This is a genomic window from Verruconatronum alginivorum (genome assembly GCF_056590205.1).
The window spans coordinates 2,693,543-2,710,634 of record NZ_JBWPVQ010000001.1 but is presented as its reverse complement, the minus strand read 5'-3'; the positions used below and the strand labels follow the sequence as shown (position 1 = coordinate 2,710,634).

19 protein-coding genes and 1 other RNA gene are annotated in these 17,092 nt (G+C 55.0%); 15 read left to right on the top strand and 5 right to left on the bottom strand.

The features are described 5' to 3' along the window. The first annotated feature begins 8 nt into the window (after window positions 1–8). Window positions 9–884: an LpxI family protein gene (locus tag ACWUI2_RS09685; RefSeq protein WP_486982655.1), complete on the top strand. Its 876-nt coding sequence runs from the start codon at window positions 9–11 to the stop codon at window positions 882–884. Window positions 885–1,324: 440 nt separating this feature from the next. On the opposite strand, the gene ssrS is transcribed toward ACWUI2_RS09685, so the two are convergent. After that, a non-coding RNA gene (ssrS, locus tag ACWUI2_RS09680) (6S RNA) lies at window positions 1,325–1,504 on the bottom strand. Between the two features lie 122 nt (window positions 1,505–1,626). Then, the gene (locus ACWUI2_RS09675; protein WP_486982654.1) at window positions 1,627–2,847 is read right to left on the bottom strand and encodes a biopolymer transporter Tol; all 1,221 of its coding nucleotides are present in this window, start codon (window positions 2,845–2,847) and stop codon (window positions 1,627–1,629) included. A 189-nt stretch (window positions 2,848–3,036) separates the two neighbouring features. Between ACWUI2_RS09675 and ACWUI2_RS09670 the strand changes: the two genes are divergently transcribed. Continuing rightward, window positions 3,037–4,101, top strand: a complete 1,065-nt coding sequence (locus tag ACWUI2_RS09670; RefSeq protein ID WP_486982653.1) for an Mrp/NBP35 family ATP-binding protein — start codon at window positions 3,037–3,039, stop codon at window positions 4,099–4,101. 190 nt (window positions 4,102–4,291) lie between these two features. Further along, window positions 4,292–4,540: a hypothetical protein gene (locus ACWUI2_RS09665; RefSeq protein WP_486982652.1), complete on the top strand. Its 249-nt coding sequence runs from the start codon at window positions 4,292–4,294 to the stop codon at window positions 4,538–4,540. 90 nt (window positions 4,541–4,630) lie between these two features. Here the strand turns inward: ACWUI2_RS09665 and rpmG are convergent, their stop codons facing one another. Further along, a complete protein-coding gene (gene rpmG, locus ACWUI2_RS09660) occupies window positions 4,631–4,798 on the bottom strand; it encodes a 50S ribosomal protein L33 (protein WP_486982651.1) in 168 nt (55 codons plus the stop codon). A gap of 1,102 nt (window positions 4,799–5,900) precedes the next feature. Between rpmG and ACWUI2_RS09655 the strand changes: the two genes are divergently transcribed. Beyond that, window positions 5,901–6,278: an SEL1-like repeat protein gene (locus ACWUI2_RS09655; protein ID WP_486982650.1), complete on the top strand. Its 378-nt coding sequence runs from the start codon at window positions 5,901–5,903 to the stop codon at window positions 6,276–6,278. A 101-nt stretch (window positions 6,279–6,379) separates the two neighbouring features. Next, window positions 6,380–6,661 carry a hypothetical protein gene (locus tag ACWUI2_RS09650; RefSeq protein WP_486982649.1) on the top strand — a complete coding sequence of 94 codons (282 nt, stop codon included), beginning with the start codon at window positions 6,380–6,382 and terminating at the stop codon, window positions 6,659–6,661. Window positions 6,662–6,781: 120 nt separating this feature from the next. Here ACWUI2_RS09650 and ltrA (ACWUI2_RS09645) read toward each other — a convergent pair whose 3' ends face one another. Continuing rightward, window positions 6,782–8,098 (bottom strand): group II intron reverse transcriptase/maturase, encoded by a 1,317-nt coding sequence (gene ltrA / locus ACWUI2_RS09645; protein ID WP_486982648.1) that lies wholly within the window; start codon window positions 8,096–8,098, stop codon window positions 6,782–6,784. A gap of 898 nt (window positions 8,099–8,996) precedes the next feature. On the opposite strand from ltrA (ACWUI2_RS09645), the gene ACWUI2_RS09640 reads away from it, so the two are divergent. From ACWUI2_RS09640 to ACWUI2_RS09625, 4 genes are all read left to right on the top strand, one after another. Then, entirely contained in the window at window positions 8,997–9,278 is a 282-nt protein-coding gene (locus tag ACWUI2_RS09640) for a hypothetical protein (RefSeq protein WP_486982647.1), read from the top strand. 78 nt (window positions 9,279–9,356) lie between these two features. Next, a complete protein-coding gene (locus ACWUI2_RS09635; RefSeq protein WP_486982646.1) occupies window positions 9,357–9,713 on the top strand; it encodes a hypothetical protein in 357 nt (118 codons plus the stop codon). Between the two features lie 41 nt (window positions 9,714–9,754). Further along, window positions 9,755–10,213, top strand: coding sequence for a hypothetical protein (locus ACWUI2_RS09630; protein WP_486982645.1), 459 nt, complete (start codon window positions 9,755–9,757; stop codon window positions 10,211–10,213). Between the two features lie 88 nt (window positions 10,214–10,301). Further along, window positions 10,302–10,553 carry a hypothetical protein gene (locus ACWUI2_RS09625; RefSeq protein WP_486982644.1) on the top strand — a complete coding sequence of 84 codons (252 nt, stop codon included), beginning with the start codon at window positions 10,302–10,304 and terminating at the stop codon, window positions 10,551–10,553. A gap of 116 nt (window positions 10,554–10,669) precedes the next feature. Here the strand turns inward: ACWUI2_RS09625 and ltrA (ACWUI2_RS09620) are convergent, their stop codons facing one another. Next, window positions 10,670–11,902, bottom strand: coding sequence for a group II intron reverse transcriptase/maturase (ltrA, locus tag ACWUI2_RS09620; RefSeq protein WP_486982643.1), 1,233 nt, complete (start codon window positions 11,900–11,902; stop codon window positions 10,670–10,672). A 719-nt stretch (window positions 11,903–12,621) separates the two neighbouring features. Here ltrA (ACWUI2_RS09620) and ACWUI2_RS09615 point away from each other — a divergent pair. From ACWUI2_RS09615 to ACWUI2_RS09590, 6 genes are all read left to right on the top strand, one after another. After that, complete coding sequence (locus ACWUI2_RS09615; RefSeq protein WP_486982642.1) at window positions 12,622–13,137, top strand: hypothetical protein; 516 nt, start codon at window positions 12,622–12,624, stop codon at window positions 13,135–13,137. A gap of 156 nt (window positions 13,138–13,293) precedes the next feature. Beyond that, complete coding sequence (locus ACWUI2_RS09610) at window positions 13,294–13,755, top strand: hypothetical protein (RefSeq protein WP_486982641.1); 462 nt, start codon at window positions 13,294–13,296, stop codon at window positions 13,753–13,755. Window positions 13,756–13,951: 196 nt separating this feature from the next. Continuing rightward, window positions 13,952–14,590 carry a hypothetical protein gene (locus tag ACWUI2_RS09605; RefSeq protein WP_486982640.1) on the top strand — a complete coding sequence of 213 codons (639 nt, stop codon included), beginning with the start codon at window positions 13,952–13,954 and terminating at the stop codon, window positions 14,588–14,590. 1,163 nt (window positions 14,591–15,753) lie between these two features. Further along, window positions 15,754–16,020: a hypothetical protein gene (locus tag ACWUI2_RS09600; protein WP_486982639.1), complete on the top strand. Its 267-nt coding sequence runs from the start codon at window positions 15,754–15,756 to the stop codon at window positions 16,018–16,020. Between the two features lie 71 nt (window positions 16,021–16,091). Beyond that, window positions 16,092–16,490 carry a hypothetical protein gene (locus ACWUI2_RS09595; protein ID WP_486982638.1) on the top strand — a complete coding sequence of 133 codons (399 nt, stop codon included), beginning with the start codon at window positions 16,092–16,094 and terminating at the stop codon, window positions 16,488–16,490. Window positions 16,491–16,525: 35 nt separating this feature from the next. Next, window positions 16,526–17,065, top strand: a complete 540-nt coding sequence (locus ACWUI2_RS09590) for a hypothetical protein (protein ID WP_486982637.1) — start codon at window positions 16,526–16,528, stop codon at window positions 17,063–17,065. Window positions 17,066–17,092 lie beyond the last annotated feature (27 nt).

Below are 17,092 nucleotides of genomic sequence, written 5' to 3'. Positions count from 1 at the left end.
TCCGCGACATGATCTCCGCCATCGCTTCCCAAGCCATGACCAGCCGTTTTCTGCCGCCCGACTTCAATCCAGAGGGGAAGATCGCCCTCCTCGCCGGCAAGGGCCGTTATCCGGATTTGGTCGCGGCCGCCATCCGGCGCCTCCAGATGCCGTTCTGCCTGGTCGGCTTCGAAGACGAAACCCAAGGGCATCTGATCGACTCCTTTCCATCCGACGAACGCCGGATGGTGAAAGTCGGCCAGCTCGGTAAAATGTTGAAATCGCTCGCCCAACTCGGGGCGACCCAGGCGATCATGGCCGGCCAGATCACCCCGCGCCGTTTGTTCAACGGACTCCATCCGGACCTCCGTGCCCTCACCATTTTGGCGACATTGAAGGAACGGAACGCGGAAACGATCTTCGGGGCGATCGCCCGGGAGATGGAAGGCATCGGCGTTCCGCTCCTCGACGCCCGCTCTTTTCTCGACGATCATTTGGCGACCGCCGGGATGATGACCCGCAACCGAAAGGCGATCGACCCGGGCCACCTGGAACACGGCATCCGAATCGCCAAGGAAGTCGCCCGCCTCGACATCGGCCAGGGAGTGGTCGTTTGCAAGGGAACGGTGCTGGTGGTCGAAGGTTTCGACGGCACCGACGCCATGCTCCGGCGGGCCGGCAGTTTCAAAACCGACGAGAAAATCTTCGTCAAAACGGTGAAACCGCAACAGGACTACCGTTTCGACGTCCCGGTGTTCGGTTTGCATACACTCGATGTGTTGCTCGAAGCCGACATCCGCTCCGTCGCCCTGGAAGCGGAGAAAACGGTGATGCTCGACAAGCCGGAGGTTCTCGAAAAAGCCAACAAACACGGCATCCGGATTTTCGGCTACGAAGCGGAGTAATAACGGCGGGACGATCGGCACCGTCGAATCTCCTACGGAAAATCGGAGGGTTGGCCCAGCCGACCTTCTTCTGAGGCTGGTGGACGGCAGGATGCCATCCCTCCCAGTGGTGGGGAGCACGTCGCCAGTCGCCGTAGTCGGGTTGGCTCCGCCGCCCGACCGCAACGGCCAAAACCGTCCGAAGTCCATTTGACGTCGAGCGTCAAAATCAGACTCCAAAAGTCCCGGGCATTTCGACCACATCGGAAATGGGGCGGCAAAGCCAACCCCACTACGCGATATCTGGGTTTATCCAAATTACAGGGTCAAATCGGAGGGTTGGCTTCCCAGCCGACCTTGTCCTGAGGCCGGCGCCGACGCCAGACGACAGGATACCATCCATCCCAGTAGCCAGCGCAGGTCCTAGTCCCTGTGGAAAACCGGGGGGCGGGGAAAAAATATGTCACCCCGTTTGTGCCGTAAGTTGCCGGGCTCTTGCCCTAGTATGTTCAGGTGGGTGCTCTTCCGACTTTTCCCGCCGTCCGATTTACGGCCTGGCGATCCAAGTCTGGAGGCAAGCTCCCATAATTATCAATACGGTTGAGAGCGGATCAACAACTCCACGAACACCACAGGGTGACGATGATGATCCTAGTAGGTAAGCTCGCAGGGTCAACCGGCATTTGCCGATTTCCCGCCGATTTTCCCGAAATAAGCCGGGACGATAACCATTCGTAGCCCGGCTTGTTTCGTCCCGATTTCGTCAAGGAATCCAGAAATCGGCTTGCGCCGCCTTGCCCCAACTGCGCGAGCTGAGCGGACTGTTCTTCCCGGTCTGGACGTCGAGGACCATCAACGTGCTGCTGTTCGAAGTCCGCGCGGTGTAAATGAGATGACGACCGTCGTTGGTCCAGACCGGCTCGACGGCGTCGCCCGGGCCCTGCGTCATGAAACGGCTTTCGCGGCGCGACGAATCATAGACCGCGACCGCGAAACGCCCGCTGACCGCGGCCGTGAAGGCGATCAGGTTCGGATCCCGGGGATTCCAGTCCGGCTCCGCGCAATAACCGCTGATGTTGGTCGGGATCCGGGTCATGTTGCCTCCGGACGCCGGAATGGTGAAGAGCTGGGGACGGCCGTCGCGGTCGGAAGCGAAGACGATCCGGGATCCGTCGGGCGACCACGATGGGGAGGAGGCGACGGCGTTGCTGCGGGTGAGCCGGCGGATCTGCTTCCCTTCGCGGTTGCTCACATAAAGTTCGGGATGGCCTTCGCCGGACAAAATCATTGCGACGCGGCGTCCGTCCGGACTGAACCTGGCACCGGTGTTGGTCCCGCGGATCGAAACGAAGGGCACCCGGGTCCGGTTGGCGACGTCGATCGCGAAGATATCCGGGAATCCGGACCGGAAATAGGAGGTGTAAAGAATCCGCTGCCCATCCGGCGACCAGCGCGGACCGACCGAATCCGACCCGTCGCGGGTCATCTGGCGCACTTCGGTCAGAAACAGATCGGAGAGATACACCTCCTTGGAGCCGGTCCGTTCCCCGACGAAGGCGAGTTGCCCGGCGAAGAAACCGGGTTGGCCCGAAGTCTTCGCCACCGCCCGGTCGGCGGCGCGGTAAAGGGCGTTGAGTTGGCTGGTACCGGTAACGGTTTCCTGGAATTGTGACTGCAACGGATTGCCCGACGAAATATCGAGGCTGACCCGGTTGCCTCCGGCGCTCCGGAAGGTGAAAACGAAGCTCGCGCCGGAACGCTCCCGGACCACCCGGTAACCCCCGTGCACCCCGAAAGCCCGTTCGGCGGCTTGGCGGAGCGTTTGGTCGTCGGACGAAATCAACACCGGGATCACCCCGCGGGCGCCACCTTGGACATCGATCCGGCCGATGTCGATTTCCTGGGCGCCGACCGGGGTCGCGAAGAAGCCGACGGAGGCGAGAGCGAGGACAAAAAAGAGGGATTTTAACGAAAATGGTTTCATGAGACGGATGTTGGAAGTGATAGAAACGGTTTTCTGAGACTTGGAGCGCTTCCTCGCTTTACAAGGAAGACGATTCCATGAAATTTAGCACCTGCCTGTTCCACAGACAGGGCCGCATCTTTAGGGTTCGGTCCCGCCGCGACAATTCAATTTCGCGGTCGGCCCGGATATTCCGTAAATTTTACCAGAATGACAGCAGAAGACATCAAAAGCTCGTTGAAGCAGGTGAAATATCCCGGTTTCAGCCGCGACATCCTTTCCTTCGGCTTGGTCCAAGCCGTCGACTTCACCGACGGCAACGCGACGGTCCGCCTCTCGGTCACCACCTCCGACCCGAAGGTGCCGACCCAAATCAAACGCGATGTCGAAACGGTCGTCGGCAACCTGGACGGGGTCCGCAACGTCACCGTCGAACTGGCGGTCACCGCGCCAAAAACCCCGCCCCCGGCCGCCTCCGGCGCCCAGGGGATCGTCAACAAAATGCCCGGCGTCCGCTTCGCCGTCGCCATCGCCAGCGGCAAAGGTGGAGTCGGCAAATCGACCTTCGCCGTCAACATCGCCTGCGCCATGGAATCGCTCCTCCGCGGCACCGGCCGGGTCGGCTTGATGGACTGCGACATCTACGGGCCATCGGTCCCCCTGATGATCGGCATCCGCGGCCGGCCCGAGATCGACGAAAACACCATCCTGCCGTTGGAAAACTTCGGGGTGAAGGTGATGTCGATGGGTTTCCTCGTCGACGAAGACTCCCCGGTCGTCTGGCGGGGACCGATGATCATGAAAACGATCCAGCAATTCGCCCAAAATGTCCGCTGGGGCGAACTCGAAGTCCTCGTGATCGACCTCCCTCCCGGCACCGGCGACGCCCAACTCTCGCTGGTCCAGACCATTCCGCTGGATGGAGCGGTCATCGTCACGACTCCGCAGGCCGCCGCCTATAACGTGGCCCGCCGGGGAGCCCTGATGTTCGAAAAGGTCAACGTCCCGCTGATCGGCGTCGCCGAAAACATGAGTTACCTGGAACACCCGGCCACCGGCGAAAAAACCCGCGTCTTCGGCGAAGGGGGCGGTGCCCGAACCGCCGAGGCGCTCGGAACCGCCTTCCTCGGCGAACTTCCCCTCCACCCCGGAATCCGCGAAGGCGGCGACGCCGGCGTCCCGGTGGTGGTCGGCGCCCCGGACAGTCCGGCGGCCAAAGCTTTTTTCCAAATGGCGGAGTCGATCCTTCAAAAACTGGAAACCCGAACGAATTGACAGAAGGAGACTTGTTCGGCATATTGAAGGGCACAGGCGGCTTCCTCCTCCGGGAAACCCATCCACCCCCGATCTTCCATTCTACGAGCCTCCTCTCTCTTGACAATGAAAGCGAACAGCGTTGGAATCAATCGCATGATTTCCTACATGGGGACGGGAGCTCCTTTCATGCGCATTTGTAGCCGCCCTTATGACGAATAAGACGAAAAAGGACCGGCCTGAAGAAGACTTCATCAAGCAATCCAGCCTTTACCAGGAGTTCCTGGCGGAGCGCGAGGAGATCTTAAAGTACAAATGGTTGGAATCGGAGAAGGTCGGCTACGACATTGGATTCGAGCGCGCCCTGCTTGATTGGATCCGCAAATACCGCGACAACTGGCGGGAAAGCCGCCGGGCCGCCACCCGCAAGCCGGGTCGCGAACATCCTTCCCGGGAGTAAAGGCGCTTCAAGCGACGCCTCCAGCCTGTGCACGAAAAAGGCCGCGGTCTCCCGCGGCCTTTTATTAACACACGATGAAAACTGGCTGGATTACTTGATCTCGCGGTGGACGGTGTGCCGCCGCAGATGCGGATTGAACTTCTTTTTTTCCACCCGCTCCGGCTGGAGCTTCTTGTTGCGCGTGGTCATGTAACGCGAAACAGGTTTGCCCTCCTTGCGGGCCTCGGTGCATTCCAGTGTAACAATATCTCTTGGCATGGCTTAAAAAGTTAAAAGGGAAAACAGAAACAGTTCCCCCGCCCCTTGCAACCATAATCGGAAAAAAGATTCCCTCTCTTCTCCCCGTAGCGATGAAGCCCCGCCTTCATCGATCCCCCCCTGCCGCCACCTTCTCCCCCTGCCGCCCCAAATCCACAACTACAAAAAGGTAAACTTTCGCCTTTCCTCCACCCCCGACCCGTGGGATAAATAAAGTCAGTAAAAACAAGATCCCTTCCGGATCCACGACTCCCCCGCTTTCCTCGCCGGAAACCCGGGAATCGCCCTCATCATTCATCCTTCATAATTCTCCTCCCCGGGGAAGTGACGGGGCGAAGCCTTCCCGATTCGATCGCCCAATCCGGACAGCTGCCGCCATTTCCCCACGTAGCGGGGTTAGCTCCGCCGCCCCGTCTCCCGCCACGCCCGAAACGCTCGACGCGATTCCTCCGCCACTAACCCGAGACACCACCGCCTGACCCGCCCCCTTCCCATCCCAATCCTCGGGCGGCCAAGCCTGGCCAAGTTTAACCCGACCACAGAAATCTTCCCTGACGGACGGAACGCCCCGATAACTCACTCGACGCCGAACACAGCCGCCGTTTCCCCAAGTAGCGGGGTTGGCTCCGCCGCCCCGTCTCCCGCCACGCCCGAAACGCCGACGCGAGTTCCTCCGCCACCAACCCCCGACACCACCGCCGAAGCGATCCCTTTCCATCCCAATCTTCGGACGGCTTAGGCGGGCGAAACCAACCCGACAACCGAAACTTTCTCGCCACGGCAGGACTTCAAGCGTCGTCCCGATCCGAGCGCCATCCGATAGGACCGCCGCCAACCATTGCTCCACTCCATTTCATTTCCCTACCGCGAGTTTCGCTTTTCCTCGAACACGTGAGTTTCGCTTTTTACCGCAGAATGCGAAACTCCCCTTCTCATGAACAAGCATTGACGATTCCCATATCAGTCGCTAAATCAGATACTTAAAAAGGAAAAACTCAATTCGTCCCCCTTTCCACCCGATCTCGATGAAACCAGATCTCCTCAAAAAACATCTTCACAAAAAGCGAAACTGAGTTTCGCAGTCTATACTGTTAGCCAGAAGATGATGGATCAAATTATTGAAGAAGCTAATAACCTTTGGAATGCAGGTAAATCTGCAGAAGCAATTGATCTTCTTACGCCCTTGAATGAAGGCGGAAATCTTCGGGCGAAGGCAAGTCTCGGCCTGATTTTATGCCACCATTTTGAGGGCGGACACTTCCCTAAATTAGAGATTGGATCGAAAATGTTAATGGAGGCATGTGAGTCAGGCGAGCCTTCATCCTGCCACAATCTGGGAACGCTCTGGCTCGGCGGAAAACCAGCAATCGGCCACGACATGAAAATGGCTGCCTTTTATTACCTGAAGGCGAAAGAGCTGGGTGCCGCGATTGCGGACGACGACTTTTACAGGCGTTGGGAGCGAATACTAAACGGCTAACAAGTCGGAGATGGCAACCGGATTGTCGCGCTCCGCAATTCGCAAAAGCGCCAGGACTCCAAACGCCACAAGTCCGGTGCCATTCCTCGACGTTCGAGAATATGAAAAGTAAAGTTTCGGCGTTGATTGCCGCATTCGGAGTGTTTCTTCTTCAAGGATGTTCCGGGAAGATTTCTGAAGCAGAAGCGATCCAGATTGCGGGATCGTTTTTGGAGGAGAATGGCTATTCGCCTCGGGAGACTTTAGAGATAAGAATGATATGGAAAGATGGAGCGTGGCAGGGCACAGTCCGGCCTGTAAGCGACAGTGATATCCAGAATACAATAAATTGGCCGATCTATATTGAGGTAACCCGCAATGGAAAGGTTTCTGGACTAATGTAGGCTATTTCGACGAACCTAGAATTCGAATCGGGTAGCCGGGAGCATTAACTCTCCCGGCCCCCACACCACCGGACATACGGGTCCGTATCACGGCGGTTCCGAAGAATCAGGGACCAGATACTAGACCTTGGCCTTGTCTCCATATTTGAAGGTCACCCATAATTTGCTCAGGGATTGAACCCCTTGCTTTTCCAGATAGCGGTCGTTGAGTGCCAGGTTCACCAGACTGTTGCGCGACATTCGCCAATAGCCCTTGCGGGAGCGCGAGGCGAGCTTTACCCGGTCTTTGGGTACACCGAGTCTAATGAGCATTCTCCGCCGCGTGCGCGGCCGCTTCCAGTCTTTCCAGTAGCACAGACGCACTCGCCTGCGGATCCACTGGTCCCACTGCAAGACCTCCTTGTATGAGAGGCCTAGCTTGAAGTAATGAAACCAACCCACGCAGTAGCGCCGAAGCTCAAGGAGGCGCTGCCTCATCGAGATACCTCGACTGCGGGCGGTGATCTCCTGTATCCGAAGTTTGAATCTCCGGGCGGCCTTATCGGTCCGCTGGATTTTCTTCCCGTGGATACTGAACCCCAGGAAGGCGCACTCCTTCAAAGGAGCGACCCGGCTCTTGTCGTTGTTCACCAGCAGCTTCAGTTTCCCTTCCACATATTCCCGAACTTCGCTCATGACGCTAAGCGCCTCGGTCTGGGTGCGGGCGAGGATAAGGAAGTCATCCGCGTAGCGGGCAAACGGCAGGTGCATCGCCTCGATTTCCCGATCGAGCGGGTCGAGCATAACGTTGGCGAGCAAAGGAGAAAGCGGGCCGCCTTGCGGGACGCCTTTAAGTGTTTTCTCCGTGCTGCCGTCGTCGTGCCGGATACCTGCACGCAGGTATTTGCCGATCAGGGCGAGGACGCGCTTGTCCCGAATTCGTCTGCCCAACTGGTGCATCAACAGGTCGTGGTTTACCATGTCGAAGTAAGACTTCAAATCGCAGTCCACTCCCCAACGGTATCCATCTTGACTCGCCTGGCTCAGCCGCTCGACGGCGGCGTGAGCCTGACGCCCGTATCTGAAGCCATAACTGCCTTCGCTGAATTCCACATCAAAGATGGGATTGAGGATTTGGGCTATGGCTTGCTGGATCACCCGGTCCAGAACGGTCGGTATGCCCAGAGGGCGTTCGCTTCCGTCCGGTTTGGGAATCCAGACTCGTTTTACCGCAGCGGGGGCATACCGCCCTTCCCGGATCTGCTCCAGTATCCTCGGCAGGTGAGCCCGCGCAAACGCCGGGAACTCGGCGACCGACATGTTGTCGATCCCCGGCGCCCCTTTGTTCGAGCGAACGCGTTTCCACGCCGTTTCAACATTGGATTGATCCAGAATCCGCTCCAGCAGGTTTTCCTGTGGAACTTGGTTCTCCACGGAAGATGCCGCATGATCACTCACAGGCACCTCCGGTTGTTTCCACTTCTTCGGTTCGGTCCTTCACCACACCTGAGGCCTCCGGTCCATTTCACTGGACGGGTCACCCGTCGGCAGCTACTCCCGGCTCGTTCGATGCGGCTACTACGACCTCGGCTGACTCCTCGCCTTCCAACGCGACCATTGCTGGCCGCGCCGCCACGCCTTGACGGTAGATTGAAACCGGCGCGGCATGAAGACGAGGCCTCCCCGGGTAAGAGCACGTTGTTCCGATGCACAACCCCGCGGTTTACCTCCGGCAGTGAACTCAGGGCTTCGCTGTGTTGTGCCAGCTTACCCGTGCCGTCGGCCTTGTACCGCGTTTCTGTACGTGGGCTCACATCTTTGACATAGGCTTCCTCCCCACGGAGCCTCGCGACTCCGCAGTTGCCATAATCTAGTTTCATTTGTTGAGTTGAGTTCATGAAACAGGGGACTTTAACCCCATCACAACGTGCCCATGCCGGGCACACACAAGTCGGAGGACTCAACGAGAGGGGCTGACGCCCCTCTCGCGAGTCTCCTCGACGTTCTCCCCGGAAGATAAAGATGAATTTCCCCGGAGATTCGGACGCCCAACAGAGGAAGCGATCGCCCTCGATTGAGGAAGAAAGAAAATTTGATTCCGGAACCCTGAGCACTCGGAGAATCCGGGATGAACCAAGAAAAAATAACCTTACAGAATGGATACCGAACAGATTGGCCCCTTGGCGAATCGGGATTTCACGGATATTCGGAGAGCGATTGGAGAACCAGTCGGAGATGGCAACCGGATTATCGCGCTCCGCAATTCGTTAAAGTCCAGGACTCCAAACGCCACAAGTCCGGTGCCATTCCTAGTCGTTCTGGACATATGATACTCAATCTAAGAAGACTCCTAGGAATGATCGGTATTATCTACGTAGGGTTTACCATTTTTCTTACTCCTACGCGTGGTATTGTTGCGACCCGCATCAGTTCTGAGGCGCTTCAACAAATCCAAGAAACATCAGATTTTGAAGATGAAACAAAGAGGATTGAGCGACAGCTTGAGGTTATTGCCAGTGAGATAGAAATGAATCAGCACTGGCGTCTTATAGATTTGACAGTAGTCTTCTTCCTGTCGCTTTGCCTCGCCTCAATAAAAGACCGACCAGAACAAGGCACGGGAGGTAATGCGATTTAGCCGCGTCGCAATTCGCATTAGGTTCCGGATCTTCGAGAGTCACAAGTCGCATACCTCCGTTTGACGTTCGAAATACAAATGAAACCGGAAGACATTGATTTGGATCTGCTGGAATTCATCGCGAACGATGAGCCGTGGCATATCCTGTGCCCGGTTTTCTATTACAGATATCCATCACCAGAAGCATTTGTCCACAGAATCAAGAAACTGGAAGAAGAAGGATATTTGAGATTCCTTCAGTCGCCTTCTCCAAGTGAGGGCGGATTACTGGAGGAAGCGCGAAGAAATGAATTCTGGCAGGAAGAGGATGTCACGGATGGTCCCTGGTGGGACGTGATCGCGACTGAACGGGGGTTTGCCCTCGTGAAAGACCGATTCGAACAAGGCGGAGATGCCAACAGCGTGAAGCCGCGCCGCCAGAGCGAACGCCATTAGCGCTGTGCCATTCCTCGACGTTCTGCGAAAGATGATAATATATGGATACTGATATCTCTGATATCTATTGGCGGCTAATTGATCTCGCCTTCAAGATTGATGACAAGACTGACTTTTACTGGTATTTTTATGTTGGAGCAAATATAGCCATAATCGGATGGATGGTCACAAAAGGTAAGCTGATAGGATGGAAGGCACGAATCATCGGTTTCTTTGGGTATGGAATGTTTCTTTTTATGAGTTTTTCCGCGCTTAACGCTGCATATACACACTACGATATCGTGGTTTCCGATATTCGAATGTTATCCGCGCAAGCGACCGATTCATTTGGTGAATTAGCTACAGTGAGTTCGGCCATTGATTTACCCTACAGCAATAAAGTGATCAAACTGTACGGAATTCATTTATCCGGAAGCCTTCTCATGCTTGGGATAATTCTCCTCTATGGATCGCCATGGAAATCAAGAGCAGAACCAGGCGAGGGAGACAATTCCGAGTAGCGCTGCCGCGCTACTCTCCATGTCTCCTCTTTACGTTCGGTCAAAAAATTAGATGGAGATCGTTTGGGCAGTCATAGGAATAGGAATCGTGATCACGCTGTTGGTTTCTAGCGCACCCGGGATTGCGCTGATCGACTGGATGATCCGGCGGTATCTGAAATTCAGAGGCAAAACGGATGCGCTGAGGGAGCTTGAGGAAGATGGCAATATTCCCCGATTTCGAATTCTGGCCAAGACCTCTTTTGAAAGAAAGTCTCAGGCGATACTTTTGTTGGTGGCTGTCGTAGCCTCGCTACTGATTCTTTCGGTTTATTATGGATATATGCTTTCCCCTCGATAATTATGGAGACCGAGCAAACCGGACCGATCGGGATAGAACCGGCCCTCGCGGGCCGGCCCCCCCACACCACCACTCATACGGGTCCGTAAGTGGCGGTTCGGCTGATTCGAGGCAGGTCAATCCCAAGGAATAACCAGACCGAGCTTTTCGAAGTAGCGATTGGGCATCGCAATCATCACCCATTTCACCTGGCTCATCCGCCAGCAGCCTTTGCTGGCGCTGCCAGTTTTGACGGCATAGTCGCGGGATATTCCCAGTCCGAGCAGATGCCTGACCCGAGTTCGAGGATTCTTCCAATGCTTCCATTGCAAGCTCCGCAGTCGTCGTCGTATCCAGTTTGCCAATCCCGTCAGGCGGGAGCGCGACTCGGCGATGCCGTAGTAGCCCCACCAGCCTTTCAGGTAGGTGACCAGTTCGTCGATGACTTGTCTCAGGGAACGGCCGCGGGTTCGGGAGGTAATCTCCTTTACCCGCTCCTTGAAGCGCTTGATCGATTTCCAGTGGATGCTAATCAGCGGCTTCTGACGAGAGTTTGTCAGGCTGAAGCCGAGATACTTGCTTTGCCACGGTCGTGCGATGGCGCTTTTCTCTTCATTAACCACCAGACGGAGTCGCCGGGTGATGAAGGTGGTGATGCTGCGCTTGACTCGCTGGGCCGCTTCGGCGCTGCGAACGTAGATGACACAATCGTCCGCGTAACGCACGAACTTCAGCCCGCGCTTCTCCAGCTCTTTGTCCAGTTCGTCCAGGACAATGTTGCTGAGCAACGGGGACAAAGGTCCGCCCTGCGGCGTCCCCTCGTCTCCCGGTTCGACCAGCCCTCCCACCATCGTTCCCGAGGTGAGGAAGGCGCGGATGAGTTTAAGCACCCGCTTGTCTTTGATTTTGGTGGCCAACCGGCTCATAAGCCGGTCGTGGTTTACGCGATCGAAGAACTTCGAGAGATCGATGTCCACGACGTAGCGGTATCCAGCTGCCAGATACTCCTGACAGCGCCGGATCGCCTGGCGTTGGCCGCGTCCGGGACGAAATCCGAAACTGTTTTCGGAAAACGTGTGGTCCCAGATGTGGTTGAGCACTTGGGCGACCGCTTGTTGCACCATCCGGTCGAGAGCGGTCGGGATGCCCAGCAGGCGGACCCCTCCATCCGGCTTGTCGATCTCCTTTCGGCGGACCGGCAAGGGCTGGTAGGTTCCGTTAAGCAGGCTCTCTCTGATCTCGTCCCAGTGGCGTTTGGTGTAGCCCTTGAGTTGGCCGACAGTCATGCCGTCCACCCCGGGGGCTCCCTTGTTTCGTTTCACGCGCTGGAGCGCGTTCTGCATGTTGGTCCGTTCGAGGATCGATTCCATCAGTCGGACTTGACCTGTCGGGCTTTCGCTCAGGCGCGACGCTATGAAAGCTTCAACTGACAGTTGCTCTTCTTCCATAAGACGCTCCGGCTACTTGCCGCTTTCATTTACCCGGACCGTTCGGTACGGGCACCGTTCGGGCCTTCGTCGGGGTGAGACCTCCGGTTGGTTCTTCGTCGGACGGGTAACCCGTCGGCGACTACTCCCGGCTCGTTTCCACCGCTTACTATGCCCTCTGCTGACTTCCCCGCCATGTCGACCTCGCTCGCGCTCGGCCCAGTCCCCCCAGAGGGCGGGGACGGTGGAGGGGATCTCCCGGGGTGAACCCATGATCTGTTCGCACACGAGCACCGGCTCTACGTTCCTAGCCATTCGACAGATAGAGGACTTCATCCTGCGTTGCGGACTCGTCCCGGCGTCGGACCGCCTAAACCGGTTTCTTTTCGTTACCCCATGCGTTTGCGATACACGCGCTTTGCGTGCGGCCTCCTTCAATACGTCCGTTGCCGGACGCACCTTGCCGTTCGCTATCCCCTTCGCCTCTGTCAGGCTGGGGTTGAGACTTGAACTTGATAACTGTGTCTGCACTATCATTTTCTCACTCTTGAGATCACGGGCCGTGCCCGGCACACAACCAGGCGCCGTAGGCAATGGGTGTTCCGCTCCGCTCCACACCCACGCCTAGGCTTCACGTTGGGCAGAAGATCTATACCTGAATTATGTTGCCGCTTGAATCTGGTGTGAAATTCTTCATCATGAGATACTTCAGCAGCTTTGTAGAGTTGTCTCAGTTGGCGATCCCAGGTGCGTTTCTGGTATGCATGGTGCTAATCCTCACCTCATGCAGTGCGATAAAAGAAGATGAGTCTGTTGAATTTTATGATCGTGATTACATCATAATGATTGGCGTTCGAAGCGATCCGCCATATTCGGATCTTTCAATTGGGCAAAGATTTGGCATTAACAAAGATCTAGGTGTGTTCGGGCTAGGTCCTTTGGGCGAGCAAGAGTTCGGTGTGCTTGATGCCTATTTCGATGGTGAGCCCGGAAGGAAATTCTCGAAAGGAGGATGGATATTTCCAACAAATGCTTCCAGGTTTGAGATGAAAGGAACTTTAAACGTAGATTTGATCGTGCTCGTGCTAGGGAAGAGGCAAGAAGGCGAGCGCAAATTGATACACAAAGACGTCCTTGAAAAAACGAGTGACCTCGGATGGACGTTCGATTTACCATAAATTTCAGCCCGTGATCACACCAGTTGCGGGATGGCCAATCACGTGCTAATCCAGATTCGTAATCACTCCGGAAAGAAGGAGCCCAACCAGTCAGTGGACTCAACGAGATGGGCTAGCGCCCATCTCGTTGAGTCACTTCGACGTTGGGCAGATGAAATGAAAAGAAGACCTGCAATCCTCCTCCTATCTGCATTCGGAATCGCAGCTGTGATTGCCCTTGTAGCCTACGCAAGATCTATGGCACCGCACCCAACAAGGGAGCAGGTTTCGGACACTTGGATTGGTTTTGCCGACGATAATTTATACCTCTTTCGACTTACTCTTGAAGCTGACGGAAGCGGGCTTTGTGGATACACCTTTGTTCGCGAGCCTGCCGGATTATATCGCGTTGATGGATGGAGTCTGTCCGGGTATTCGATTGAAATAGATTTGATTCCAGTGGATCCGAGAGCTGAGCCGATTTGGATGAAAGGGACAACCATCGGACACCACTTAAACCTAGAGATTGGCGGGAAAGAACTCCGCTGGAAACGAAAGCTCCGAATGTACCGCGAATCAGAAGTCATTGAGAGACGGGAGAAGATTCAAGAGCGAATGAACAGCCATGGGCTCGACTAAAGGTAGGCCCAACCAGGCGGAGCACTCAACAGAATGGACTGGCGCCTATTCTGCGAGTGTCCTTCACGTTCTGCAAAAAATGATTATTCGGTGGAAAACCATTAAGGAACATCGAGACCGATACTTTGTAGAATACGTACCGGCGTGCGATTCCATGTTTCTCGCTTCCTTGAGTCTCGTCTATATCCAACCTGTTATGGAAAAGCAGACGGTGGTCGACAACATTGAAAAGGAATTCGATCATTGGTTAGAGCGATTCCCCGTGCCCCTCATGGTCAGCGCGTGGGACTTCAAAGGGGACGGGATAGAATTTCCGGACATTCACACTGAGCGATTTCTCAGCGGTTATTCAGATTTGGCCGGATCAGTCGTCCGCACTTGGGGAACTTTTAAAGATTCCGACTTCCCGGAAGAAACGAAATCCATTGAGCACAGGCTATCAGCCTACTCGGAACTTGAAGCTATTACGGCAGCAGAGATTCAAGAGAAAGCAGATGCTCACCGAAGAATGGTTAGAGTCGGCTGGTGGATGGTCTTTATTTGGGCTGTGGTGATACCATCTATGCTGGCGATACTCGGATTCTTTAATCTTTTCTATGTGGGAGCTATCGCATTAGCCTACAGCCTCTATAGGGCCGTGAGAAAGACGCTCGAGATGACCGGACTCAAGAAACGGTCAAGGCGAATGGAGGAGAAGGAGCGTGAAGAAACCGATATGCGGCACCATCATTATCACTGCAAGAAGAACCCAGAAGGATTTATGCGCTTGAAGATCGAGAACTTTGAGCGAGACGAAATCGAACGAATTCGGAAGGAGTCGCAAGAAATCCGATAAGTAAGCAGAACCAATCGGAGCACTCAACAGAATAGGCTGGCGCCTATTCTGCGAGTGTCCTCGACGTTCGGTGAAAGAAAAATGGAAAATAAAAGAAATATTCTATTCTCGATTTTTGTAACGTGGTTCTGGGTTGCCATTCCCACTGTCGTATTGTCGCTCATCTTTGCGGCGTTTTTGAACAAGGACGCTTTTCTTTATAAGATTAAGGGGGGCACAGTCTATCATGCTCAATTGGATCGATACGCCGAACAAAATATTGATTTTATTAAATACGGATTGCTTATATCTTTGGTAATTTCGCAAGCACTTGTTGTCTCTGACATAACCGGGAGGAAATCGGGGCCTCACTCGGAGACGGACGACTTATAGTATTACAAATGACCGAATCGGGTAGCCGGAAGCATTAACTCTCCCGGCCCCCACACCACCGGACATACGGGTCCGTATCACGGCGGTTCCTAACCAGACGATCCGCCGAAGCGAATCGTCCCACGGAACACGGTTCTCCTCGCAAGAAGTCGCACGATGACTCGCAGACTCTCACGGTTGGTCCCGCACGTTAAGTTCGGTCCTTCACCACTCCTGAGGCCTCCGGTCCATTGGTCCGGCTCGCTTCGCGCCCGGTCTTGTCGACCTTCGGCCTCGGAACACTGGACGGGTTACCCGTCGGCAGCTACTCCCGGCTCGTTCGATGCGGCTACTACGACCTCGGCTGACTCCTCGACGGACAACCGGCCCATTGCTGGACCGGCGGCAATGCCTTGACGGTAGATTGAAACCGGCATTGCGCCCCATCGAGGCCTCCCCGGGTAAGAGCACGTTGTTCCGATGCACAACCCCGCGGTTTACCTCCGGCAATGAACTCAGGGCTTCGCTGTTTTAGCCAGCTTACCCGTCCCGTCGGCCTTGTACCGCGTTGTTCCGGCTCGCTTCGCGCCCGGTCTTGTCGGCCTTCGGCCTCGGAACTGTCCGTGGGCTCACATCTTTGACATAGGCTTCCTCCCCACGGAGCCTCGCGACTCCGCAGTTGCCATAATCTAGTTTTATGGGGACTTTAACCCCATCACAACGTGCCCATGCCGAGCACACACAAATCGGTAGACTCAACGAGATGGGCTGGCGCCCATCTCGCGAGTCACCTCGACGTTGGGCAGAATAAAATGAACTGGCAGGCAATAAACGAAGGGATTATTACGGGCGTCGCGGCATCCATTGTAATCGCCGTTTCGATCCTTTCTCGTGATTTTATTCGCGATTGGCTTTTAAGGCTTCGCATAAGACGGACCCTTCAAAAGCTTTCTTTTGGTAGCGGTTTTATTGGAGTACATCTTGAAATTTCAAATTATGTTGGAATTCCTTTGACTGTGAGAGGGGTTGATTTGGTTACCGACTCGCACGATATCGTTTTAGCCCCACGAACGAAATAGTCCCCGCCGCCCCACGGAAGAAAGAAAAATTAACAAAGGAGCAGCAGAAGAGGATTCAGAAGGGCGAAGAAGTGCTCGTTTCTTCAACAATTTCTTTTGGAAATGCCTGGCAGACCGAAAGACATCCAAGCGGTTTTGTCCAAATTCGTTCGTTTACCTCCGGTCGCTGGGTGCTCTCACCGGAAATCACCCCCAAGCCCGAGGTTGAATTCTTTAAGTTCAAGATAGAAGTAGAATACGTTTCATATCTGGGAGCGACAACTATCCTTCTTATTGAAGTGGATAAGGACGTGCAGATGTTTAAAAAGATGACGGACTCAATTTTCGCCCAGCTAACTTCGGGGTCATTTAACTTGGCACGACGGAGATTCCGTCTACCCCCGATTCAAGACTTCCCGGAACAACCGGAAGCCCAACAAGCCAGCGATGGCAACGCCGAGAAGCCGCGCCGTGTTGAGCGTGAGTCATAGGCGGCGTGCCATGTTTCGACGTTGGGCAGAAGAAAATGAATAAGCAGACCCAAGGCGACGAGACTTATGATCTTCATCGGCCCGAGACTTTCGATCTTGGTGTTCGTGAGACTGCGTGCGAATTAATCGCGCTCTTTTTTGCCGACAAGCCCGTCCATCAACTGGTCGCGAAGCACAATTTCGAAGGCATTCTCATGAATTATAGCGAGTATCGTGATGGGCGCATTATTAAACTATTAATTGAAATTGCTACTGCCTTTCGGGTGACGAGTTGGCGCCTACGGTCGAATAAGGAAAAGAAGAATGCTGCCGCCTATGTTGGAATGCTATTTGAGGGCGAGGATTCGGATGGTGTCAGCCTGACGATGCACGAAGCGTGCAATAAGATCATTCATGCCGACGAGTTTGCGTTCGAGATGAAGGATATTCGCGGGGCGAGATTGGCTTATTTGAAGGGAAATATTATTGTCGGTGGCATGAAGGGCAAGAGGGAATGGACCGCTTCACTTTGGATCCCGGAGTTCTGTAATATCGCTCTCTTAATGCCCGATGCAGGCACCGACGTACCCTTTTAGAAAATCGGGCCCAACCAATCGGCTCAT

Coding starts and splice junctions, on each gene's coding strand:
- ACWUI2_RS09685 (WP_486982655.1), top strand. CDS start 9: ATGATCTCCGCCATCGCTTCCCAAGCCATGACCAGCCGTTTTCTGCCG.
- ACWUI2_RS09675 (WP_486982654.1), bottom strand. CDS start 2,847: ATGAAACCATTTTCGTTAAAATCCCTCTTTTTTGTCCTCGCTCTCGCC.
- ACWUI2_RS09670 (WP_486982653.1), top strand. CDS start 3,037: ATGACAGCAGAAGACATCAAAAGCTCGTTGAAGCAGGTGAAATATCCC.
- ACWUI2_RS09665 (WP_486982652.1), top strand. CDS start 4,292: ATGACGAATAAGACGAAAAAGGACCGGCCTGAAGAAGACTTCATCAAG.
- rpmG (WP_486982651.1), bottom strand. CDS start 4,798: ATGCCAAGAGATATTGTTACACTGGAATGCACCGAGGCCCGCAAGGAG.
- ACWUI2_RS09655 (WP_486982650.1), top strand. CDS start 5,901: ATGATGGATCAAATTATTGAAGAAGCTAATAACCTTTGGAATGCAGGT.
- ACWUI2_RS09650 (WP_486982649.1), top strand. CDS start 6,380: ATGAAAAGTAAAGTTTCGGCGTTGATTGCCGCATTCGGAGTGTTTCTT.
- ACWUI2_RS09640 (WP_486982647.1), top strand. CDS start 8,997: ATGATCGGTATTATCTACGTAGGGTTTACCATTTTTCTTACTCCTACG.
- ACWUI2_RS09635 (WP_486982646.1), top strand. CDS start 9,357: ATGAAACCGGAAGACATTGATTTGGATCTGCTGGAATTCATCGCGAAC.
- ACWUI2_RS09630 (WP_486982645.1), top strand. CDS start 9,755: ATGGATACTGATATCTCTGATATCTATTGGCGGCTAATTGATCTCGCC.
- ltrA (WP_486982643.1), bottom strand. CDS start 11,902: ATGGAATCGATCCTCGAACGGACCAACATGCAGAACGCGCTCCAGCGC.
- ACWUI2_RS09615 (WP_486982642.1), top strand. CDS start 12,622: ATGTTGCCGCTTGAATCTGGTGTGAAATTCTTCATCATGAGATACTTC.
- ACWUI2_RS09610 (WP_486982641.1), top strand. CDS start 13,294: ATGAAAAGAAGACCTGCAATCCTCCTCCTATCTGCATTCGGAATCGCA.
- ACWUI2_RS09605 (WP_486982640.1), top strand. CDS start 13,952: ATGGAAAAGCAGACGGTGGTCGACAACATTGAAAAGGAATTCGATCAT.
- ACWUI2_RS09600 (WP_486982639.1), top strand. CDS start 15,754: ATGAACTGGCAGGCAATAAACGAAGGGATTATTACGGGCGTCGCGGCA.
- ACWUI2_RS09590 (WP_486982637.1), top strand. CDS start 16,526: ATGAATAAGCAGACCCAAGGCGACGAGACTTATGATCTTCATCGGCCC.